An 18309-nucleotide genomic window follows, 5' to 3' on the forward strand; every position below is an offset into this window, starting at 1 on the left:
TTCGGACCGGCATGTCCTCGACCAGCGCTGATCCGCGCGAATCAGGTCACGTGTCCTAAACGTTAGTCCAGGCGTCCTGACCGGTCAACGGCGGCCGGGCCAGATCCGCGCCGACCCGCGCGAGGACCTTCCCGAGCCGGTCGTCGAGGTAGAAGTGCCCGCCGTCGAAGACGTGCAGCGCGAACGCGGATTCCGTGTGCCCGCGCCAGCTTTCGGCGTCGGCGACGGGCGTGGTCGGGTCGGCGTCGCCGACGAACGCGGTGATCGGGCTCGCCGTGCGGACGTCGTCCGCCGGACGGTACCCGCGCAGCGCCCGGTAGTCCGCCCGCAGCGACGGCAGCATCATCCGGACGATCTCCTCACTGGCGAGCCGCGCGCCCTTCTCGCCGCCGAGCGCGGCCAGTTCGGCGAGCACGACGTCTTCGGGCCACTCGTCGAGCGCCTTGTCCCGGCGCCGCAGGCACGGCGCGCTGCGCGCGGAGACGAACACCCCGCGCACGTCCGCGCCGCCGGCTTCGAGTGCCCGCGCCGCTTCGAACGCCACCAGCGCTCCCATGCTGTGGCCGAAAACGGCGACCGGACGGCCGTCGGGCGCCAGCGCGCCGACGGCACCGGCGGCCAGGCCGGTGATGCTCTCCACGCAGGGTTCGGTCCGGCGCTCCTGCCGGCCGGGGTACTGGACGACACGCACGTCGACGCCGGGCGGCGCCTGCGCCGACAACGCGTAGTAGGCGCTCGCCGCTCCCCCGGCGTGCGGGAAGCAGAGCAGCACCACACCGGCGTCGTCGCGCGGGTGGAACCGGCGGAGCCAGCGCTGCCGGTCAGCCTTCATGGGACACCTTGCCTTCCCCGGCCGCCGCGGCCGGCTGCGAGTACTTCAGTTCGGCGCTCAGGTAACCGGTGAGCAGCCCGGGGGCCGGCTGGTCGAACACCAGCGTCGGCGGCAGGTCCAGGCCGAGCGCCCCGGCCAGCCGGTCGCGCAGCTCGATCGCGGTCAGCGAGTCGAAGCCCAGCTCGAGGAACTCCGCCGTCTCGTCGACGGGCCCGGGCAGCCGCAGCACTTCGGCCACCTGCGCGCGCACGAACTCCGCGAGGAGCCGGTCGTGCTCCTCCGGCGCGGCCGCCGCGAGTTCGCCGAGCAGCGTCGGGGCGGGCGCGGCGGGCGCCTCCGGCGCGACGACGGCCTCCTGCCGCGCGGCCGGCCAGAAGCGCGTGCGCTGGAAGGCGTACCCGGGCAAGCGGACGGCCCGCGCACCCGTCCCGGCGAACTGCTCGCTCCACGCGACGCCCACCCCGGCCGCGTGGAGCGACCCGAGGGCCGCCAGCAGGGCTTCCGGCTCGGGCCAGGACTTCCGGGCCGCCGAAACCAGGACCGCGGGACCGGCCAGGGTGTCCCTCGCCATCGCGGTCAGCGTGGCGTCCGGCCCGACCTCCAGGTACGCGTCGGCCCCGGCCGCCTCCAGCGCGCGCAGGCCCGCGGCGAACCGCACCGGCTCCCGCACGTGGCGCACCCAGTACTCCGGGTCGGTGAGCTCGCCCGGGCCGGCCGCCGCGCCGGTCAGGTTCGACACGACCGGCAGCCGCGGTTCGGCGAACGTCAGCCCGCCGACCACCGTGCGGAATTCGTCGAGCACCGGCTCCACCAGTGACGAGTGGAACGCGTGGCTCACCCGCAGCCTGCGGGCCCGGACGCCGCGGGCGCGGAACCCCGCGACCAGGTCGTCCACTTCGGACTCCGCGCCGGAGACGACCACGGCGGCGGGCCCGTTGACCGCGGCGATGTCCGTCCGCGAGGTCAGTTCGGCGCGCACCACGCTCTCTTCGGCGCCGATCGCAGCCATCGCGCCGCCGCGCGGCAGGCTCTGCATCAGGCGGGCGCGGGCGGCGACGAGCGCGCACGCGTCCGGCAGGTCGAGCACCCCGGCGACGTGCGCCGCGACGATCTCCCCCACCGAATGGCCGACCACGTGCCCGGGCACGACGCCGAAGGAGGCCAGCAGCCGCGTCAGCGCGACCTCGAAGGCGAACAGGGCGGGCTGGGTGTACTCGGTTTCGTCCAGCAGCACGGCGTCGGGGTCGTCCGGCGGCGCGAAGAGGACCTCGCGCAGCGACCGCGGCAGCCGGGTTTCGAACTCGGCGAGCACCTCCGCCAGCGCCTCGGCGAACACCGGGTACGCGGCGGCCAGCTCGCTGCCCATCCGCGCGCGCTGGCTGCCCTGACCGGTGTAGAGGAAGGCGATCCGCCTGCCCTCCCGTGCTTTCCCGGTCACGACGAACGCCGGGGTCGCCCCGTCGGCCAGTGCCCGCAGCCCGGCCAGCAGCTCGTCCCGGTCCCTGCCCAGCACGGTCGCCCGGTGCGGCAAAGCCGACCGCGTGGTGGCCAGCGAGAACCCGATGTCGGCCACCGGCGGCGCGTCGCCGGCTCCGGCGAACTCGGCCAGGCGGATCGCCTGGGCGCGCAACGCGGCCTCCCCGGCCGCCGACAGCACCCAGGGCACCACCGGCACCGACCGCGCGCCCGGCTCGGGCTCCGGCCCGGTTTCGGCGGCGGCTTCCAGGACGACGTGGGCGTTGGTGCCGCTGATGCCGAAGGACGACACCGCCGCGCGCCGCGGCCGGTCGTGGGTATCCCACGGCGTCGCTTCCGCCGCCACCCGCACCGCGCCGGAGCTCCAGTCCACATGGGACGACGGCGTGCCGGCGTGCAGCGTCCGGGGCACGACGCCGTGCCGCATCGCCTCGACCACCTTGAGCACGCCCGCCACGCCCGCGGCCGCCTGGGTGTGCCCGATGTTCGACTTCACCGACCCCAGCCACAGCGGGGTCTCCCGGTCCCGGCCGTAGGTCGCGAGCAGCGCCTGCGCCTCGATCGGGTCGCCCAGCGCGGTCCCGGTGCCGTGCGCCTCCACGACGTCCACATCGGACGGTGCCAGCCCGGCGTCGGCCAGCGCCGCCCGGATCACCCGCTGCTGCGAAGGTCCGTTCGGGGCGGTCAGGCCGTTCGACGCGCCGTCGGAGTTCACGGCGCTGCCGCGGACGACGGCCAGCACGCGGTGCCCGTGGCGCCGCGCGTCCGAGAGCCGCTCCACCACCAGGAGCCCGGCTCCCTCGCCCCAGCCGGTGCCGTCGGCGCCGTCGCCGAAAGCCTTGCAGCGGGCGTCCGGCGCGAGCCCGCGCTGGCGGGCGAATTCGACGAACGCGACCGGGGACGCCATCACGGTCACCCCGCCGGCGAGCGCCAGGTCGGTCTCGCCCCGCCGCAGCGACTGCACCGCCAGGTGCAGCGCCACCAGCGAGGACGAGCAGGCCGTGTCGACGGTGACCGCCGGGCCTTCGAAGCCGAACGTGTAGGCCACGCGGCCGGACAGCACGCTCGACGCGTTGCCCGTCAACAGGTGCCCGGCGAGGTCCTCGGCGGCCGCGGCGGCGAGGCCGGCACCGTAGTCCTGCATGTTGGAGCCGACGAACACCCCGGTCCGGCTGCCGCGCAGCGCGGCGGGGTCGATCCCGCCGTCCTCGAAGGACTCCCAGGCGGTCTCCAGCAGGATCCGTTGCTGCGGGTCCATCGCGAGCGCTTCCCGCGGCGAGATCCCGAAGAAGCCGGCGTCGAAGTCCGCCGCGTCGGCCACGAACCCGCCTTCGCGGACGTAGACCGATCCGGGCCGGGTGCCGTCCGGGTCGTAGAGGCGTTCGAGGTCCCAGCCCCGGTCCTCGGGGAACGGCCCGATCGCGTCGACCTCGCCGGCCACCAGCCGCCACAGGTCGGCCGCGCCGCGGACCCCGCCGGGCAGCCGGCAGGCCGTGCCGACGATCGCGATCGGCTCGTCCGCCGGGCGGCCTGCGGTGTCCGCCGGGGCGGGCTCGGTGCCGTCCCCGAGCTCGGCCGCCAGGAAGGCGGTGAGCGCCGCCGGGGTCGGGTGGTCGAAGACGAGCGTCGCGGGCAGCCGCAGCCCGGTCACGGCCCCGAGGCGGTTGCGCAGCTCGAGCGCGGTCAGCGAGTCGAACCCCAGGTCCTTGAACGGCCGCGACGGCTCGACGGCGGCCGCGCCGTCGTGGCCGAGCACCCGGGCGGCCGCGGCGCGGACGATCCCGGCGAGCCGGTCCCGCCGGGCGGCTTCCGGCAGGGCGGCCAGGTCCGCCGTGACGTCGCCCTCGGCGGCGGCCGGCTCGTCGCCGAGGACGTCCGGCAGGTCGGCCAGCAGCGGGCCGGGGCGCGCCGCGGTGAACGCGGGCCCGAACCGCTTCCAGTCGACGTCGGCCAGCACGACCGCCGGGTCGCCCGCCGTCAGCTCCCGCGCGAGCGCCCGGACCGCGTCCTCCGGCGCCATCGGGAGGACGCCGCCGCGGCGCAGGCGCTCGTCGGCGGCCGCGTTGCCGGCCGCCAGCCCGGCGCCGCCCCAGAAGCCCCACGCCACCGACGTCGCCGGCAGGCCTTGCACGTGACGGAGTTCGGCGAGGGCGTCGAGCTCGGCGTTCGCGGCCGCGTAGGCGCTCTGCCCGGCGCCGCCGAAGGTGCCCGCGAAGGAGGAGAACAGGACGAACGCGGTGAGGTCGCACTCGCGCGTCAGCTCGTGCAGGTGCGCCGCGGCCCGGGACTTCGGGTGCGCGACGGCGGCCAGCCGCCGCGCGGTGAGCGAGTCCGCGACGCCGTCCTCGACCACGCCCGCGGCGTGGAAGACGGCGCGCAGCGGGGGGCCGTCGAGGCCGGCGAGCAGGGCCGCCAGCGCCTCGCGGTCGCCGACGTCGCACGCGGCGACCGTCACCCGGGCGCCGAGCGCGGTCAGTTCGGCCGCGAGTTCGGGCGCACCCGGCGCGGCCTCGCCACGCCGTCCGGTCAGCACGAGGTGCTCGGCCCCGCCCCGGGCGAGCCAGCGGGCGACCTGGGCGCCCGCCGCGCCGGTCCCGCCGGTGACCAGCACCGTGCCCTCCGGCCGCCACGGCGGTCCGGACACGGCGAGCGGCGCCCGGACCAGCCGGCGCGCGTGCAGGCCCGCCGCGCGGACCGCGACCTGGTCTTCCCGTCCGGCACCGCCGAGCACGGCGCGCACCCGCGTCCAGTCCGCTTCGCCGGGGTCGGCCGGGAGGTCCACGAGGCCGCCCCACCGCTCGGGGTGCTCCAGCGCCAGGCTCCGGCCGAGGCCCCAGACGGCGGCCTGGCCGGGCACGACGACGTCGCCGGGGACGGCGGCCACCGCCGCGCGGGTCAGGCACCACAGCGGAGCTTCGACGCCCGCGTCGCCGAGCGCCTGGACGAGGACGGCGGTCGCCAGCGCCGCGTCCTCGCCCACCGGCAGGGCGAGCACGCCGGCGGGCGTCCCGCCGGCGGCGGACCGCAGCCGCCGCGCGAGGTCCGCCCGGTCGGTGCCCGGCGCGACCCAGCCCAGCTCGGCGTGGCCGAACCCGGCCGTCGCGGGCAGGTCCGACGGCGAGCCGACGACGAGCCAGCGCCCGGCGGGCTCGGCGGGCTCGTCCGGCAGCCGCCGCCAGGTCACGCGGTAGCGCCAGTCGTCGGCGAGGGCGCGCTCGCGGGCCGGGGCACCACCGCGCCAGTACCGCGTCCGGTCGAAGGCGTAGGTCGGCAGCGGCACCGGCCGGGCGCCCGGGAACGCCGGGGTGAAGTCCACCGGCACGCCGGCGACGTGCAGCTCCGCCAGCGACGCCCAGAACCGTTCGAGACCGCCGTCGTCGCGCCGCAGGGTGCCGGTCACCACGGCGTCGCCCGCGATGTCCTGGATGCCCGGGGTCAGCACCGGGTGCGAGCTGACTTCGACGAACGCGCGGTGTCCCGCCTCGCCGAGCGCGGCGACCACCTCGGCGAACCGCACCGGGCGGCGCAGGTTCTCGAACCAGTAGCCGCCGTCGAGCGCGGTCGTGTCGAGCGGGCCGCCGGTGACGGTCGACCAGAACGGCACCTCGGCGGGCCGCGGCGCGATCCCGGCGAGCGCGGTGCCGATCTCCGCGCGGAGCTGTTCGACGTGCGGGGAGTGCGACGCGTAGTCGACCGGCACGACCTTGGCGCGGACGCCGTCCGCGGTCAGCCGGTCCGCGAAGGCGTGCACCGCCTCGACGTCACCGGAGACCACGGCGGCCGACGGCCCGTTGACCGCCGCCACGACCAGGCCCTCGGGCAGCAGTTCGCGCAGCCGCGCTTCGGGCAGCCCGACCGCGAGCATGCCGCCGCGGCCCGCGATCCGGCGGATCGCCTTGCTGCGCAGGGAAACCACCTTCGCACCGTCCTCGAGCGACAGCGCACCCGAAACGACCGCCGCCGCGATCTCGCCCTGCGAATGACCGGCCACCGCGGCCGGCCGCACGCCGTAGGAGCGCCACAGCGCCGCCAGCGACACCATCACGGCGAACGACACCGGCTGCACGACGTCGACCCGGTCGAGTCCCGGGGCGCCGTCCACCCCCTGCACGACGTCCAGCAGGGACCAGCCGGTGTGGGGTTCGAGGGCGCGGGCGCACTCGGTCAGCCGTGCCCGGAAGACGTCCGAGCGGACGAACAGCTCCCTGGCCATCCCGTCCCACTGCGTGCCCTGCCCGGGGAAGACGAACACGACCGGGCCGTCGTCCTCGCCGGCGATCCCGCCGACGCCGGCCTCCTCACCGCCGGCGAGCGCGGCGAGGCCGGCCAGCAGCTCTTCGCGGCCGCCGGTCAGCACGACCCGGTGCTCGAACGCGGTCCTCGTGGTGGCCAGCGACAGCCCGACGTCGGCGACGTCGAACCCGGGCTGTCCGGCCAGCCGCGCCCGGAGGCGGGCCGCCTGGCCGGCCAGCGCCCGCGCGCCGCGGGCGGACAGCGGCCACGGCACCGATTCCGGCGTCGGCCGGCCACCGGGCTCGGGCGCGGCAGGCGCCTCTTCGACGATGACGTGCGCGTTCGTGCCACTCATCCCGAACGACGAAACGCCGGCGCGCCGCGGCCGGCCGCCCGCCGGCCACGGGACCGGCTCCGCGAGCAGCGAGACCGCGCCCGCCGACCAGTCGACCTGCCGGGTCGGCTCGGCCACGTGCAGGGTCGGCGGCAGTTCTTCCCGCCGCAGGGCCTGCACCACCTTGATCACGCCGGCGACACCCGCGGCCGCCTGGGTGTGCCCGATGTTCGACTTCACCGACCCGAGCCACAGCGGCCGGTCGCGGTGCTTGCCGTAGGTCGCCAGCAGGGCCTGCGCCTCGATCGGGTCGCCCAGCCCGGTGCCGGTGCCGTGCGCCTCCACGGCGTCCACATCGGACGGTGCCAGCCCGGCCTTCGCCAGCGCCGCCCGGATCACCCGCTGCTGCGCCGGCCCGTTGGGGGCGGTCAGCCCGTTGGAGGCGCCGTCCTGGTTGACCGCGCTGCCGCGGACGACCGCCAGGATCCGGCGGCCGTGGCGCTCGGCGTCGGAAAGCCGTTCGAGCAGCAGCACCCCGGCGCCTTCGGCCATGCCCATACCGTCCGCGGCGGCCGAGAACGCCTTGCACCGGCCGTCCGCGGCGAGCGCGCGCTGCCGGCTGAAGCCCCGCAGCTGCAGGAGCGTGGCCATGACCGTCGCGCCGCCGGCGAGGGCGAGCGCGCATTCGCCGCCGCGCAGGGCCTGGGCGGCGAGGTGCAGCGCGACCAGCGACGACGAGCAGGCCGTGTCGACGGTCGCGGCCGGCCCCTCCAGCCCGAGCGAGTAGGCGATCCGCCCGGACAGGACGCTGGCGGCGTTGCCGGTGAGCAGGTGCCCCTCCAGTGCTTCGTCGGTCGCGCCGGCGAGGCCGACGACGTAGTCCTGCGCGTTGGTGCCGACGAAGACGCCGGTCGCTTCGCCGCGGACGGACGCCGGGTCGATGCCCGCGTCCTCGAACGCCTCCCACGACGTCTCCAGCAGCAGCCGCTGCTGCGGATCCATCGCCAGCGCCTCCCGCGGCGACACCCCGAAGAAGCCCGCGTCGAAGTCCGCCGCGTCGTGCAGGAACCCGCCTTCGCGCGTGGAGATCGTGCCCGGCAGGCCGGCGTCCGCGGCGTACCGGTAGGTGCCTTCCCAGCCGCGGCCCGCCGGGAAGCCCGAGATCGCGTCGCCGCCGGCGGCCACCAGGTCGCCGAGCTCGTCCGGGGACGTCACACCGCCCGGGAACCGGCAGCCCATGCCGATGATCGCGATCGGCTCGCTCGCCCGGCGTTCGCTCTCCCGCAGCCGTTCGCGCGTCGCGTGCAGGTCCGCGGTGACGCGCTTGAGGTAGTCGACCAGCTTCTGCTCGTCAGCCATCGTTTCCGAACTCCCTGTCGATGAAGGCGAGCACCTCGTCGGCCGAGGCGGTCGCCAGACCGTGCGCGTCCCCCGGCCCGGTGAGGGACTCCAGTGCCGCGCCGAGCCGCGCGGCGAGAGCGGCCCGCTCCGCCTCGTCGAGTTCCGCGTGGGGCAGCGCCGCCTCCAGCCGGGCGACGAGCTCGGCCGGCGGTTCCACGGCCGCTTCCCCGTCGAGCTCCGCGAAGAGGTGCGCGGCGAGCGCTTCGGCCGTCGGGTGGTCGAAGACGAGCGTCGGCGGCAGGGCCAGCCCGGTCGCCGCGCTCAGCCGGTTGCGCAGCTCGACGGCGGTCACCGAGTCGAAGCCCAGCTCCTTGAACGCGCGCCGGGCGCCGACGCTGCCGGCCGCCCCGTGCCCCAGCACGGCGGCCGCGGTCCCGCGGACGAGGCGGTCGAGCGCGGCGCGCCGGTCCTCGGGCGGCAGCGTCGCGAGGTCCCCGGCCGGTTCCGCCTCGGGGGCCGTCTTCGCCTCGGGGAGGTCGTCGAGCAGCGGCGCGGGCCGCGTCGCCGTGAGCGCGGCGGCGAGCCGCGTCCAGTCGACGGCGGCGACGATCTGCGGCCCGTCGGCGGGCCGGCGCAGCGCGGACAGCGCACGGTCCGGGTCCACGGCGGGCAGGCCGTGCCGCCGGGTCGTTCCGGCGAGGTCGCCGGCCACGTCCCAGGGTCCCCACGCGACGGTGGCCGCGGGAAGTCCTTCACGTGCGGCGAAGGCCTCGAGGTACGCGTCGGCCGCCGCGTGGACGCCGCCGCCCGCACTGCCCCAGACGCCGGAGATGCCGCGGTAGAGCAGGAAATCGGCGGCTTCGTGGGTCCGGGCGACCTCGGCGAGGGTGGCCGCGGCCCGGGTCACCGGCCGCAGCACGTCGGCGATCCGGCCGGCGTCGAGGTCGGCGAGCGGCGTCGTCGCGAACCCGGCGTCGGCGTGCACGACGACGGAGAACCGCACCCCGGGCAGCGCGGCCGCGAGCCCGGCGGCCGCACCGGGCCCGGCGGCGTCCCAGTGCAGGAAGGTGGCTTTGGCGCCGAGGGCGGAGAGGTCGCTGTCGAGTTCGGCGGCCCGGCCGGGACCGGTGCCGGTGACGACGACGTGGTCGCAGCCCCGCCGGGCGAGCCACCGCGCGGTGGCGGCGCCGAGGGGGCCGAGGCCACCGGTGACGAGGGCGGTGCCGCCGGGCTGCCAGGTGTCCCCGCCGGGCAGGGCCCGGACCAGCCGGCGCACGTGGAGCCCGGTGGCGCGGACGGCGAGCTGGTCCTCGGGACCGGCCGCCAGCGCGGCGGCGAACCCGCGGGCGACGAGCTGATCCTCGGGACCGGCCGCCGCCCCGCCGGCGACAAGCTCGTCCTCAGACCCGGCCACCGCCCCGGCAGCAAACCCATCGGCGACAAGCTGCCCCTCAGACCCGGCCACCGCCCCGGCAGCAAACCCGCCGGCGGCGAGCCGGCCCGCGGTGCCGCCCGTGTCGGCGGGGGTGCCGGCCTGGTTCGCCGCGGGCGCGGTTGCCTCGTCGCCGCGGCCGGAGCCCGCGGGCAGGTCGATGAGCCCACCCCAGTGGGCCGGGTGTTCCAGCGCGGCGACCCGCCCGGCGCCCCAGACGGCGGCCTGCGCCGGATCGGGCGGCGGGTCCGCGGGCCCGGTCGCCACCGCGCCCCGGGTCACGCACCACAGCCGGGCCGGGCCGCCGACGTCGGTGAGGGCGTGCAAGGCCGAGACGGTGGTCGCGACCGCCGTCTCGGCGGGACCGCCGGGGAAGCACAGGACGCCGTCGACCGGCCCACCGGCGAGGGCGCCGGCGAGCAAGCCGGCCAGCTCACCGCGGCTCGCCCCCGGTTCGGCCACCACCGGGACCACGTCCAAGCCGTCGAAGACCGGTTCCGCTGCCCGGGGGAACTCCCCCGGCGGCACCACGGCCACCCAGCGCCCCCTGGCCGCTTCGGTACCCAGCGGCACTCGCCGCCACCGCACCCGGTACCGCCACGAATCCGTCTCCGCGGCCTCGCGCCGTCCCCGGTGCCACCCCGCCAGCGCCGGCAGCAGCGCGCCCAGCTCTTCGCCCGGCACGCCCAGCGTCGCCGCCAGCCCGGTCGCGTCGCCGGCCTCGACCGCCGCCCAGAAGCCGTCCTCCGCCGGGTCGGCCGCGGGCTCGGCCGCCGCCAGCCAGTACGACCGGCGCTGGAACGCGTACCCGGGCAGCTCGACCCGGCGCGCCGCGGGCCACAGCGGCGTCCAGTCGACCCGGACCCCGCCCGTGTGCGCCGTGGCCAGCGAGGTGAGGAACCGCCGCAGACCGCCGTCGTCGCGGCGCAGGGTTCCCGTCACCACGCCGTCGGAGCCGAGCGTGTCCTGGACCGCCGCCGTCAGCACCGGGTGCGGGCTGATCTCGACGAACGCCCGGCCGGCGAGCCCGCGGACCACCTCCTCGAACAGCACCGGCCGGCGCAGGTTCGCGTACCAGTAGCCCGCGTCCAGCCCGGTCGTGTCGATCGGCCCGCCGGTCACCGTCGAGTGGAACGCGATCCGCGCCGGCCGCGGCGTGATGCCCGCCAGCGCCGTGGTGATCGCCTCCTCGATCTCCGCCACGGCGAACGAGTGCGACGCGTAGTCGACCGGGACGCGCTTCGCCCGGAAGCCGTCCCGCTCGCACCGCTCGATCAGGTCCTCGACCTCCCCCACCGGTCCGGCGACCACCGTCGCCGACGGTCCATTGTGGACGGCGAGCTCGACGGCGCCGGACAGCCGCGCCCGGACCTCGGCGGCCGGGAGCGGGATCGAGGCCATCGCGCCGCGGCCGGCGATCCGCCGGATCGCCTTGCTGCGCAACGCGACCACCTTCGCGCCGTCCTCGAGGGACAGTGCGCCGGACACCACCGCCGCCGCGATCTCCCCCTGCGAATGCCCGGCGACCGCCGTCGGTTCGACGCCGAAGGACCGCCACAGCTCCGCCAGCGACACCATCACCGCGAACAACGCCGGCTGCACGACGTCGACGCGGCCGAGCGCCTCCTCGTCGGCGTCGGCCAGGACGTCGAGCAGCGACCAGCCGACGTGCGGGGCCAGCGCCGCCGCGCACGCCTGCAGGCGCTCCCGGAACACCGGCGAGTCGGCCAGCAGCCCGCGCGCCATGGCCGGCCACTGCGCACCCTGGCCGGGGAAGACGAACACGACCTCGGGCGGGGTCCGCGGCGCCTCGCCTTCGGCCGCCACCGGTCCGCCGTCGCGCAGCTGCGCGAGGCCGGCCAGCAGTTCCCGGCCATCGCGGCCGAGCACCACGGCCCGGTGCGCCAGCCCCGCCCGCGGCACCAGGGAGAACCCGACGTCGGCGGGGGCGAAGTCCGCGTCGGCCAGCCGGCGGTGCAGCCGGCCGGCCTGGGCCCGCAAGGCCTGCGGGTCGTGCGCCGAAACCAGCCACGGCAGCGGCCCGTCCGGCGCCGCGCCGGCGCTCTCGACCGGAGGGCCCTCTTCGAGCACGACGTGGGCGTTCGTGCCGCTGACCCCGAACGACGAGACACCCGCCCGGCGCGGCCGGTCCGCCCGGGGCCAGCCGACCGGCTCCGTGAGCAGCGAAACCGCACCGGCCGCCCAGTCCACGTGCGGGGTCGGCTCGTCCACGTGCAGCGTCTTGGGCAGCACGCCGTGCCGCATCGCCATGACGACCTTGATCACGCCGGCCACCCCGGCCGCGGCCTGGGTGTGCCCGAGGTTCGACTTCACCGAACCCAGCCACAGCGGCGTCTCGCGGTCCTGGCCGTAGGCCGAGAGCACCGCGCCCGCCTCGATCGGGTCGCCGAGGGTCGTCCCGGTACCGTGCGCCTCCACGACGTCCACATCGGACGGCACCAGCCCCGCGTCCGCCAGCGCCGCCCGGATCACCCGCTGCTGCGCGGGCCCGTTCGGCGCGGTCAGGCCGTTCGAGGCCCCGTCCTGGTTGACCGCGCTGCCCCGCACCACCGCCAGCACGGGGTGGCCGTTGCGCCGGGCGTCGGAAAGCCGTTCCACGACGAGCATCCCGGCGCCCTCGCCCCAGCCGGTGCCGTCGGCCGACGCGGCGAACGCCTTGCAGCGCCCGTCCGGGGCCAGCCCGCGCTGGCGCGAGAATTCGAGGAACGTCGCCGGGGTCGCCATCACCGTGACCCCGCCCGCGAGCGCCAGGTCGCATTCGCCGCGGCGCAGCGACTGCGCCGCGAGGTGCAGCGCCACCAGCGACGACGAGCACGCCGTGTCGACCGTGACCGCGGGCCCCTCGAACCCGAAGGTGTAGGACAGCCGGCCCGAGGCCGCGCTGCCCGAGTTGCCGGTGGCGAGCAGGCCGCGGACCTCGTCCGGCACGGTGGCGGCACCACTGGCGTAGTCGTGGTACATCAGGCCGGTGAACACCCCGGCCGCGCTGCCCCGGACCGCGGCCGGGTCGATCCCGGCGTGCTCCAGCGCGAGCCACGACGTCTCCAGCAGCAGCCGCTGCTGGGGGTCCATCGCCAGTGCCTCGCGGGGCGAGATCCCGAAGAAGCCCGCGTCGAATTCCGCCGCGTCGTAGAGAAAGCCGCCTTCGCGGACGTAGCTCGTGCCGGCGTGCTCCGGGTCGGGGTCGTACAGCGCGCCGAGGTCCCAGCCGCGGTCACCGGGGAACGCGCCGATCGCGTCGCGGCCGGCGGCGACCAGGTCCCACAGGTCCTCCGGCGACGAGACGCCGCCCGGGTAGCGGCAGGCCATGCCGACGATCGCGATCGGCTCGTCGGCGACCGCGCGGACGGCCGGGACGGGCGGTGCCTCGCCCTGCCCGGTGAGCTCGGCCAGCAGGAAGCGGACCAGGGCCCGCGGATCGGGGTGGTCGAACACGACCGCGGCGGGCAGCTTCAGCCCGGTCGCCGCGGCGAGCCGGGTGCGCAGCTCCAGCGCGGTCAGCGAGTCGATCCCCTGCTCCCCGAACGGGACGGCGGGGTCGACCGCCGCCGGGCCCGCGTGACCGAGCACGGCCGCGGTCTCGGCCAGGACGAGGTCGGCGAGCAGCCGCTCACGGCCGGGCCCGTCGACGGCGGCGAGCCGGCCGGCGAACGCCGAAGCCGCGGTCGGACGCGGCCGCGCGCGGACGAGGCCGCGCAGCACCGCGGGCACGTCGTCGTGGCCGCCGGCGGTGACCAGCCGGACCGGGACGGGCACGACGGCCGGGCCGCCGAGCGCGGCGTCGAACAACGCGAGCCCGTCGGCTTCGGACAGCGGCAGCGCGGCACCGGCCACCCGGCTCGCCTGCCGGTCCCCGAGGCGGGCGGCCATCCCGGTCTCCCACGGCCCCCAGGCGAGGGAGACGGCGGGTAGGCCGGCCGCGCGGCGGTGCCGGGCCAGGCCGTCCAGGAACGCGTTGGCGGCGGCGTAGTTGGCCTGGCCGCCCGACCCGAGCACCCCGGAAACGGAGGAGAACAGCACGAACGCGCGCAGGTCGAGCCCGCGGGTCAGCTCGTGCAGGTGCCAGGCCGCGGCGGCCTTGGGCGCGAACACCCGGTCCAGGCGGTCGGGGGTGAGGCTGGTGACGGTGGCGTCGTCGACCAGCCCGGCGGCGTGCACGACCGCCCGCAGCGGGTGCGCGGCGGGGATGCCGGCGAGCACGTCCGCGAGGGCGGCCCGGTCGGCGACGTCGCACGCGGCTACCGAAACCTCGGCGCCCAGCTCGGTCAGCTCGGTCACGAGCGCGGCCGCGCCGGCGGCGGCCGGGCCGCGCCGGCTGAGCAGCAGGAGGCGCCGGACCCCGTGGCGGCGCACCAGGTGCCGCGCGACCAGCGCGCCGAGGCCACCGGTGCCGCCGGTGATCAGGACGGTGCCGTCGGAGTCCCAGGCGGCCGTGCGGCCCGGAAGGGGTTCAGGCCCTCGTTGACGCGGCACCACAGGGGCCTGGGCCTGCCCCACCACCACACCGGCCTTGGCCTGCCCCACCGCCACACCGGGCGGCGCGTCGTGACGGCCCGGTGCCCCAGCAGCTCCCACACTCGCCGCCTCCGGGTCGAGGCGGGCCAACCGGGCCACCTCCACCACCCCGGCGCGCACCGCCAGCTGAGGCTCCGCCGTCCCCAGTGCGGCGAGCATCGCCGGCAGGTCACCCGCCTCTTCGAGGTCGGCGAGCACGAACCGGTCCGGGTGCTCGGCCTGCGCGGACCGGACCAGCCCCCACACCGCCGCCGCCGCGGGGTCCTCGCGCGACGCTCCGGACGTGACCACCACCAGCCGCGAGGTCGCGAACCGGTCCAGCCCGAGCCACGCGCGCAGCAGGCGCAGCACCTCGGCCGTCATCCGGCGGGCCGCGTCCGCCGGATCGCCGCCGGCCCCGGCGATCGGCGCCAGCACGAACGCCGGCTCCGGGCCGGGGTCCAGCGCGAGCGCCGCCAGGTCGGCGAACTCCTCGAGCGTCCCGTCGTGCGCGAGGGACCCCGGGCCGGCGAGCACGCACCGGCCCGGGGCGGCCTCCGGCGGCGTGACCGGGACCCAGTCCAGTGCGAACAGCGCGTCGGCGATCCCACGCGGGCGCAGCCGCGCCGGGTCCACCGGCCGCAGCACCAGCGACCGCACCGAAGCGACCGCGTGGCCGTCCTCGCCGGTGAGCAGCAGCGAGACCGCGTCCCCGTCGCGGGTCACCCGCGCGCGGACCGCCGTCGCACCGGGCGCGTGCACCGCGACCCCGTGCCAGGAGAACGGCAGCAAGGGCCGCTCGCCACCGTCGGCGGCCAGTGCGTGCAGCACCGCGTCGAGCAACGCGGGGTGCAGGAGGTACCCCGGCCCCGCGTCGGCGGGCAGCGCGACCTCGGCGTACAGCTCGCCGCCCCGGCGCCACAGCCCGCGCAGCCCGCGGAACACCGGTCCGTAGCCGAAGCCCAGCCCGGCCAGCCGGTCGTAGAGGCCCGGCACGTCTTCGACGCGGGCTCCGGCGGGCGGCCACTCGCCGTCGCCGCCTGCCGGTTCTCCCTCCGGGGCCAGGGTTCCGGCGGCGTGCCGGATCCACGTCTCGCCGTCGCGGGCGTGGACGGCCACCGCCCGGCGGCCGCGGTCGTCCGGTGGGTCCACCACGACCTGGACGTCGACGGCGCCGGCTTCGGGCAGGACCAGCGGCGCTTCGAGGGTCAGCTCCTCCACCAGCGCGCACCCGGCCTCCAGCCCGGCGCGCAGGGCCAGCTCCACGAACGCCGTGCCGGGCAGCACGACCGTGCCCGACAGGGCGTGCTCGGTCAGCCACGGCGCCGTCGCGCCGGACAGGCTGCCGGTCAGCACGAACCGGTCCGACCCCGCCACGCCGAGCACGGCGCCCAGCAGCGGATGCCCGGCCGCGCCGAAGCCCGCGGCGACGCCGTCGGGCACGTCGAGCCAGAACCGCTCGCGCTGGAACGCGTACGTCGGCAGGTCGACCCGGCGGCCGGCGGGCAGCAGCGGGCGCAGGTCGGTCGCGACGCCGGAGACGAGCGCCGCGCCGATCGCGGCGAGCGCGGCCCCGGGCTCCGGCCGGCCGGCGCGCAGCAGCGGCACGACCGGCTCGGCCGCGTCCGCGCCGAGGCAGCCGCGCACCATGCCGGCCAGCACCGAGCCGGGGCCGACTTCGACGAACGCCGTCGCGCCCGCGGCCCGCAGCGCGCCGACGGCGTCGGCGAACCGCACCGGCTCGCGCACGTGCCGCACCCAGTACTCCGGGTCGGTGAGCTCGCCCGGCGCGACCGGGCGACCGGTCACCGACGACACGATCGGCAGCTCCGGTTCCCTCAGCCGCAGGCTGCGCACCACCGCGCGGAAGGGCTCGAGCATCGGCTCCACCAGCGGCGAGTGGAAGGCGTGGCTCACCCGCAGGCGGTGGACCCGGGTGCCGCGGGCCCGGAACTCCGCGGCCACCTCGTCCACGGTGGACTCGTCACCGGAGAGCACCACGGCTTCGGGCCCGTTGACCGCGGCGAGCCCGATCCGGTCGCCGAGGAACCCGGCGACCTCGTGCTCGGGGGCCGCCACGGCGAGCATCGCGCCGCCCGGCGGCAGGTCCTGCATGAGCGCGCCGCGCGCGGCGACCAGCGCGCAGGCATCGGCCAGGGTCAGCACACCCGCGACGTGCGCGGCGGCGATCTCGCCGATCGAATGCCCGGCGAGCACCTTCGGGGCCAGGCCGGCCGACACCGCGAAGCGGTAAAGCGCGACCTCCAGGGCGAACAACGCCGGCTGGGCGTACCGGGTTTCGTCGAGCACGCCCGCTTCGGGCGCGAACATCACCTCGCGCAGGGGCCGCGGCAGGTGCCCCGCGAAAGCGGCGCAGACCTCGTCGAGCGCGGCGGCGAACTCCGGGAAGCTCCCGGCCAGCTCGCGCCCCATGCCCGGCCGCTGGCTGCCCTGGCCGGAGAAGACGAACGCCGGCTCCCGCGGCCCGGTGGCCCGTCCGGTCACGACGTTCGGCGCGGGCTCGCCGGCGGCCAGCGCCGCGAGCCCGGCCTCCGCGCCCGGGCGGCCGGTCGCCAGCACGACGGCGCGGTAGGGCAGCAGCGCCCGCCCGGTCAGCAGCGACCAGCCGACGTCGACCGGGTGCTCGTCCACTTCGGACAGCCGGGCCGCCTGCGCGCGCAGCGCGGCTTCCGACCGCGCCGACAGCACCCACGGCACCACCGGCACGGCCGGCGGTTCCGGCGCGGGTTCGGGCGACGGCGCCTGCTCCAGGACGACGTGCGCGTTCGTGCCGCTGATCCCGAACGAGGAGACCCCGGCCCGGCGCGGCCGCCCGGAAGCGGGCCACGCCACCGGTTCCCGCACCGGGCGCACGCCACCCGCCGACCAGTCCACATGGGACGTGAGCGGCTCGGCGTGCAGCGTCTTCGGCACGACGCCGTGCCGCATCGCCATGACCATCTTGAGCACGCCCGCGACGCCCGCCGCGGCCTGCGTGTGCCCGAGGTTCGACTTCACCGAGCCCAGCCACAGCGGCGCGTCCGCCGGCCGCCCGGCCCCGTAGGTCGCCTGCAGGGCGTCCGCCTCGATCGGGTCACCGAGCACGGTGCCCGTCCCGTGCGCCTCGACGACGTCCACATCGGACGGCACCAGCCGGGCGTCGGCCAGCGCGGCCCGGATCACCCGTTGCTGCGCGGGCCCGTTCGGCGCCGTGAGCCCGTTCGACGCGCCGTCGGAGTTGACCGCCGTGCCCCGCACCACCGCCAGCACCCGGTGCCCGTGGCGCCGCGCGTCCGACAGCCGTTCGACGAGCAGGACGCCCGCGCCCTCGCCCCAGCCGGTGCCGTCCGCGGCCTCGCCGAAGGCTTTGCAGCGCCCGTCCGGGGAAAGCCCGCGCTGGCGCGAGAACTCGACGAACGTCGCCGGGGTCGCCATCACCGTGGCCCCGCCCGCCAGCGCGAGCTCGCACTCGCCGCGGCGCAGCGACTGGACGGCCAGGTGCAACGCGACCAATGACGACGAACAGGCTGTGTCGACCGTGACCGCCGGTCCTTCGAGGCCCAGCACGTAGGCGACGCGGCCGGAAGCGATGCTGCCCGCGCTGCCCTCGCCGAGGTACCCCTCGAACTCGGGGCTGCCGCGGTGCTGCAGCCGGGATCCGTAGTCGTGGTACATGATCCCGGTGAACACCCCGACCCGGCCGCCGCGCACCGAGCCCGGGTCGATGCCCGCGTCCTCGAACGCCTCCCACGACGTCTCCAGCAGCAGCCGCTGCTGCGGATCCATCGCCAGCGCCTCCCGCGGCGACACCCCGAAGAAGCCCGCGTCGAACTCCGCCGCGTCGTGCAGGAACCCGCCTTCACGGGTGGTACTGGTGCCGGGGTGGTCCGGATCGGGGTCGTACAGGCCGGCCGCGTCCCAGCCGCGGTCGGTGGGGAACCCGGAGATCGCGTCCCGGCCCTCGGCCACCAGCTCCCACAGCTCGCCGGGGGACGCGACGCCGCCGGGGAACCGGCAGGCCATGCCCACGACCGCGATCGGGTCCGCGGCCCGGACCTCGTGCTCGCGCAAGCGTTCGCGGGCCTCGTGCAGGTCCGCGGTGACCCGCCTGAGGTAGTCGCGCAGCTTGGCTTCGTTGGACACAGG

Annotated in this window: 3 protein-coding genes; all 3 read right to left on the minus strand. The window is 77.3% G+C overall.

Annotated features, from left to right (window positions below; genetic code table 11):
• Window positions 1–55: 55 nt before the first annotated feature.
• Genes ACWEVP_RS01690 through ACWEVP_RS01700 form a run of 3 tightly spaced genes read right to left on the minus strand, consistent with a single transcriptional unit; the run spans window position 56 to window position 18306 of the window.
• Complete coding sequence (locus ACWEVP_RS01690; protein WP_452060700.1) at window positions 56–832, minus strand: thioesterase II family protein; 777 nt, start codon at window positions 830–832, stop codon at window positions 56–58.
• Window positions 822–8234: a type I polyketide synthase gene (locus ACWEVP_RS01695; protein WP_452060701.1), complete on the minus strand. Its 7413-nt coding sequence runs from the start codon at window positions 8232–8234 to the stop codon at window positions 822–824. The genes ACWEVP_RS01690 and ACWEVP_RS01695 overlap by 11 nt, the downstream gene beginning before the upstream one ends.
• Window positions 8227–18306 carry an SDR family NAD(P)-dependent oxidoreductase gene (locus ACWEVP_RS01700; protein WP_452060702.1) on the minus strand — a complete coding sequence of 3360 codons (10080 nt, stop codon included), beginning with the start codon at window positions 18304–18306 and terminating at the stop codon, window positions 8227–8229. The genes ACWEVP_RS01695 and ACWEVP_RS01700 overlap by 8 nt, the downstream gene beginning before the upstream one ends.
• Window positions 18307–18309 lie beyond the last annotated feature (3 nt).

The organism is Amycolatopsis sp. NPDC003865, from assembly GCF_053605345.1.